We start from the raw sequence: 4,245 nt of genomic DNA, 5'->3' as shown, positions 1-4,245 counted from the left end.
CGGCCACAGCGCCTGCAGCGGCAACGCAAGCCCGGCGATCTCGCCGACCGGCACGCCGAGCAGCGCGGCCGCCGCGCCGTGGCGCAGCGTGATCGCGAGCCCGGCCATGCGGCCCGACAGGCGCAGCACGGCCGGCGTGGTCGAGGGCCCGATCGCGAGCAGGCTGCGCTGCGGCCCGGCCGCCGGCGCGTCGCCCCAGTGAACGACCAGGCGCACCGCGCCATCGGGGATCACGCGTTCGACGATCTCGTGGCCCGGCGCGAAGCGCTCGCGGTACAGCAGCATCTGCGCGACGAAGGGCTGCAACGCGGCGGGCAGCGGCAGCGTTCGCAGGCTGTCCGCGGGCGTGCCGGATTCCGGGCCCTGGACGGGGTCCTCGTCGAGTCGAACGAACAAGCGCTGGGCCACCGGACGCCTCCATCGCGGGTTGCGCAAAAGTGCAGCATACGGGCAACCCGCCGTGTCAACAGGCTCTAGGATCACGGGATGCACCGCATCTCGATCGGCGTAACCGCCCTCCTGCTCGCGACCGGCAGCGCAGCGCAGCCATCCGACGCGCTGCAGAACTGGTTCAACGATCCGTTCTTCCCGATCACCGCCGCGCTGCCCGACTGCCCGTTGCCCGCCGGCCCGTTCACCGACGAGGCCGACCGCCGCGTGCAGGCGCACCGCCGGCTCGAGAAGGGCACGACCTGCTGGCTCGCGAAGGAGTGCGACCGGCCGAACGCCTATGCCTACGACACGGACATCGCGTCGGCGATCCAGCAGGCGGTGCAGGCGCGCAACCCGTTCCCCGACACCACGCTGTGGGTCACGGTGCAGGGCCGCGTGGTCTACGTCGAAGGCTGTGCGCGCGACGAGGCGCAGGCCGGCCGCATCGAAAGCTTCATCCGCGGCCTGCCGCACGTGCAGCAGGCGACGGCGATCCTGCGCACCGATCCGACGGCGCGGCCCCCCTACAAGACGCGGCCTGCGACACTCTCGCGCTGATCCCATGAGCGTCGACACCCCCACCTACACCATCGCCGTGCGCGAGCTGTGCGAGTTCACGGCCAAGCAGGGCGACCTCGACCTGCGCTTCACGCCCGGCCCTTCCGCGCAGGAGGGCATGGCCGGCCATGCGATGGYGGCCTCGCGCCGCGGCGGGCGCTACCAGGCGGAGGTCAACCTCAGCGGCACGCACGGCGCGCTGCGGGTGCGCGGCCGGGCCGACGGCTACGACCCCGACAAGGGCCTGCTCGAAGAGATCAAGACGCACCGCGGCGACCTCGCGCGCCAGCCGGCCAACCACCGCCACCTGCACTGGGCGCAGGCCAAGATCTACGGCGCCTTGCTGTGCCAGAAGTTCGAGCTGCCGAAGCTGCGCGTCGCGCTCGTCTACTACGACATCGCTTCGCAGCAGGAAATGGTGTTCAGCGAGACCTGCAGCGCGGCCGAGCTGCAGCAGTTCTTCGAGCAGCAGTGCGAGCGCTTCCTGGCCTGGGCGGCGCAGGAGCTTGCGCACCGCGGCGCCCGCGATGCCGCGCTGCAGGGCCTGCGATTCCCGCATGCGGAGTTCCGCGCCGGCCAGCGCCCGCTGGCCGAGGCGGTGTACCGCGCGGCAACGGCCGGCCGCTGCCTGCTCGCGCAGGCGCCCACCGGCATCGGCAAGACGGTGGGCACGCTGTTCCCGCTGTTGAAGGCCTGCCCGACGCAGCGCCTCGACAAGCTGTTCTTCCTCGCGGCCAAGACGCCGGGCCGCGGCCTCGCACTGGAGGCGCTGCGGCTGATCACCGGGGGCACCGATGCACCGCCGCTGCGCGTGGTGGAGCTGGTCGCGCGCGACAAGGCCTGCGAGCACCCCGACAAGGCCTGCCATGGCGAGTCGTGCCCGCTGGCGCGCGGCTTCTACGACCGGCTGCCGGCGGCGCGCAGCGCGGCGCTTGCCGGCGGTGTCGGCACAAGCGGAAGCCCGCTCGACCAGGCCCGCGTGCGCGAGGTGGCGCTGGCCCATCAGGTGTGCCCCTACTACCTGAGCCAGGAGTTGGTGCGCTGGAGCGACGTGGTGGTCGGCGACTACAACTACTGGTTCGACCTCGGCGCGATGCTGCACGGCCTGACGCTCGCGAACGACTGGCGCGTCGGCGTGCTGGTCGACGAGGCGCACAACCTGCTCGAACGCGGCCGCAAGATGTATTCGGCCGAACTGCAGCAGGCCGACGTGGCCGCGCTGCGCAGCAAGGCGCCGCCCGCGGTGAAGCCGGCGCTCGATCGCCTGCACCGCGCGTGGAATGCGCTCAACAAGGCGCAGGCCGCCGATTTCGAGGTGCACGAGAAGCCGCCGGCGGCGTGGCGCGATGCGCTGCAGAACGCGATCGCGGCGCTCGGCGAGCACTTCGCCGACGGCCAGTCGCCGAACGATGCGCCGCTGCTGCGCTTCTACTTCGACGCGCTGCACGTGACGCGGGTGCTGGAGCTGCTGGACGAGAACTCGCAGGTCGACGTGACGATCGCCGAGCGCCACGGCACGCGGGTTCGCTCGACGCTGTGCCTGCGCAACCTGATCCCGGCGCCGCACCTGCGCGGGCGCTTCGAGGCGGCGCACACGACGACGCTGTTCTCGGCGACGCTGACGCCGCAGGGCTTCCATGAAGACACGCTGGGCCTGCCGAAGCACACCGTGTGGATCGACGTGGAGTCGCCGTTCGAGGCGCGGCAGCTGTCGGTGCGCATCGCGCGCCACATCTCGACGCGCTGGCAGCAGCGGGCGGACTCGCTCGCCCCCATCGTCGAGCTGATCGCGCGGCAGTACGAGAAGTCGCCGGGCAACTACATGGCGTTCTTCAGCAGCTTCGACTACCTGCAGCAGGTGGTGGCGTTGTTGCAGGCGACGCACCCGGGCGTGCCGCAGTGGGCGCAGTCGCGCGCGATGGACGAGGCCTCGCGCCAGCAGTTCCTCGCGCGCTTCACCGAGCACGGGCAGGGGGTCGGCTTCGCGGTGCTGGGCGGGGCGTTCGCCGAGGGCATCGACCTGCCGGGCCGGCGCCTGATCGGTGCCTTCGTCGCGACGCTCGGGCTGCCGCAGGTCAATCCGGTCAACGAGTGCGTGCGCGAGCGGATGGACAGGCGCTTCGGCGCCGGCTACGACTACGCCTACCTCTACCCGGGCCTGCAGAAGGTGGTGCAGGCGGCCGGGCGGGTGATCCGCACGACCAGCGACGAAGGGGTCGTGATCCTGATCGACGACCGCTTCGCGAAGCCGCAGGTGCGCGGGCTGTTGCCGGCGTGGTGGCAGGTCGTCGCGGCGGCCGGCTGAGCTTTTTCTCTCCGGAGAACCCCGCCCGTTGTGCGCCGGGCGAGCGTGTATAAAAGGTGGCATCGTGGCGCCGTGCGCACCGCTGTTCGTGTCACGCTGCATCGTCTGCGAAGCGTTGTCGTGGTTCAGCAAAGGTTGATCATGCCCGCACCGTCGCTTCATGCGTTCCTGACACGGCTGATCTGGCTGTGCGTCGGGCCGCTGGGGGTGCTCTCGATCTACCTTGCCATCGAACGCGTGCGCGACGTGCAGGACAACCGCGACCGCGAGGCCCGGGGCATTGCGACCACGCTCGCCGGCGACGTCGATCAGTTCCTGAACGCCCGCATCGGCGCGCTCGGGATGCTGGCGCAGTCGCCGCTGATCGACGTGGCGTCGCGCCGCGCCGAGCTCTACGAGGAAGCGCAGGCGTTCCGCCGCAGCTTCGGCGGCCACGTGATCGTGGCCGACCCCGGCCTGCACATGCTGCTCAACACCCGCGTGCCTTTCGGCACGGCCTTGCCGCCGCTGCCGGTCCCGAAGGGCCGGGCGGCCGTGCCGATCGCATTCGCCAGCGGCCGCCCGGCGGTCGGAGACCTGTTCATCGGCCCGGTCGCCAAGGAGCCGCTGGTGGCCGTCGCGGCGCCGGCACTGCGCGATGGCAGGGCGGCCTTCGTCGTGCTGACGGTGTTCGAGGTGCGTCAGTTCCAGGCGCAGCTGGAAGCGGTCGGGCTGCCGGCCGGCTGGTCGCTCGCGCTGCTCGACGGCAGCGGCGGGACGATGGCGCGGCGCGCGGCGCCGGGCTTCAACCCGGCCACCGACGTCGACGCCGGCGGGCGCTTCACCGTGAAATCGGCGCTCTCGTCCTGGTCGGTCGTGCTCGACATTCCGCGCGACATCTACCGCGCACCGCTGCTGGAGGCTGCCGCGACGCTCGCGCTCGCGGTGGCGGCCGCGACGCTGGCCGGCGT

General features: G+C 71.9%; 4 protein-coding genes. 3 read left to right on the top strand and 1 reads right to left on the bottom strand.

All coding sequences use genetic code 11. The features are described 5' to 3' along the window. Nucleotides 1-408, bottom strand: a 408-nt coding sequence (locus AC1D1T_RS30580) for a DUF6597 domain-containing transcriptional factor (protein ID WP_477993178.1), incomplete at its 3' end; no start/stop codon positions are given. 78 nt (nucleotides 409-486) lie between these two features. Here AC1D1T_RS30580 and AC1D1T_RS30575 point away from each other — a divergent pair. From AC1D1T_RS30575 to AC1D1T_RS30565, 3 genes are all read left to right on the top strand, one after another. Then, nucleotides 487-990 carry a BON domain-containing protein gene (locus AC1D1T_RS30575; protein ID WP_477993176.1) on the top strand — a complete coding sequence of 168 codons (504 nt, stop codon included), beginning with the start codon at nucleotides 487-489 and terminating at the stop codon, nucleotides 988-990. A 4-nt stretch (nucleotides 991-994) separates the two neighbouring features. Further along, on the top strand, nucleotides 995-3,295 hold the full coding sequence (locus AC1D1T_RS30570; RefSeq protein ID WP_477993174.1) for an ATP-dependent DNA helicase: 2,301 nt from the start codon (nucleotides 995-997) through the stop codon (nucleotides 3,293-3,295). A 141-nt stretch (nucleotides 3,296-3,436) separates the two neighbouring features. Continuing rightward, nucleotides 3,437-4,245 (top strand): cache domain-containing protein (locus AC1D1T_RS30565; protein ID WP_477993172.1); only part of this gene is annotated, 809 nt, incomplete at its 3' end.

Source organism: Rhizobacter sp. P2_H3 (genome assembly GCF_056403355.1).
The sequence above is the reverse complement of the archived record's forward strand: the minus strand, read 5'-3'. Positions and strand labels throughout refer to the sequence as shown.